Genomic DNA, 674 nt, shown 5'->3' on the forward strand with positions numbered 1-674 from the left:
AATGCCCTGCCGGGCAGTGGACAACGGCAAGGCGTTCACCGATCGCCTCTTCGGCCTGCGCAAGCGCGCGGCCACGGGCGAGCACGCGTTCGACGCGCTCTGCGCCGCCCTCGACATCGACGTAAGCGTCCGGCGTCCCTGCACTGCCTCGCGTAGGTGGCGATCGGTAGCGTCCACCACGGGATAGTGGACACTATGGGTGCGTGATGGCGCGTCGGACGAAGCGGCTCTGGACGGACGAGGAGAAGCGGTCGATCTGTTTGCAGACGACGGCACCTGGCGTGTCGGTTGCGCGGGTGGCGCAGCGCTATGCGATGAACGCCAACCTGAACTTCAAGTGGCTGCGCGACCCGCGCTATGCGCCGGAGGCCCCGGCAGAGTTGGATGAAGCTTGTTTCCTTCCCGTAGAGATCGTCGACCGGCCTATTCATGACGATAGCGAAGCCACCGCTGGTGCGGTGCCTGTGGCGGGGACAATCGAGATCGATGCCGTGAGTGGTCACCGGCTGCGGATCAGCGGCGCCTACGATCCCGAGGCGCTGGCCCTACTGAGTCCGCCCTGAACATCACGCGGGGCGCGCGATCTGACGCTTCGGCGGCGTTGGGGTGAAGGCTGCGTTGCCGATGAGGCGGAGCAGCGCGGCGAGGATTTCGGCGAAGAGCGCCCTGAGGTG

General features: G+C 66.6%; 1 protein-coding gene and 1 pseudogene. Both read left to right on the forward strand.

All coding sequences use genetic code 11. The features are described from left to right. A pseudogene (locus tag DR046_RS24055) lies at window positions 1-187 on the forward strand (hypothetical protein); the annotation flags it as partial. A 19-nt stretch (window positions 188-206) separates the two neighbouring features. Continuing rightward, entirely contained in the window at window positions 207-563 is a 357-nt protein-coding gene (gene tnpA / locus DR046_RS23090) for an IS66-like element accessory protein TnpA (RefSeq protein WP_115384644.1), read from the forward strand. Window positions 564-674 lie beyond the last annotated feature (111 nt).

The sequence above is a fragment of the Jannaschia formosa genome (genome assembly GCF_003340555.1).
Classification (GTDB): Bacteria; Pseudomonadota; Alphaproteobacteria; order Rhodobacterales; family Rhodobacteraceae; genus Jannaschia; species Jannaschia formosa.

Bases quoted from the DNA above. Each gene is read 5' to 3' on its own strand.
- tnpA (WP_115384644.1), top strand. From the start codon at position 207: ATGGCGCGTCGGACGAAGCGGCTCTGGACGGACGAGGAGAAGCGGTCG.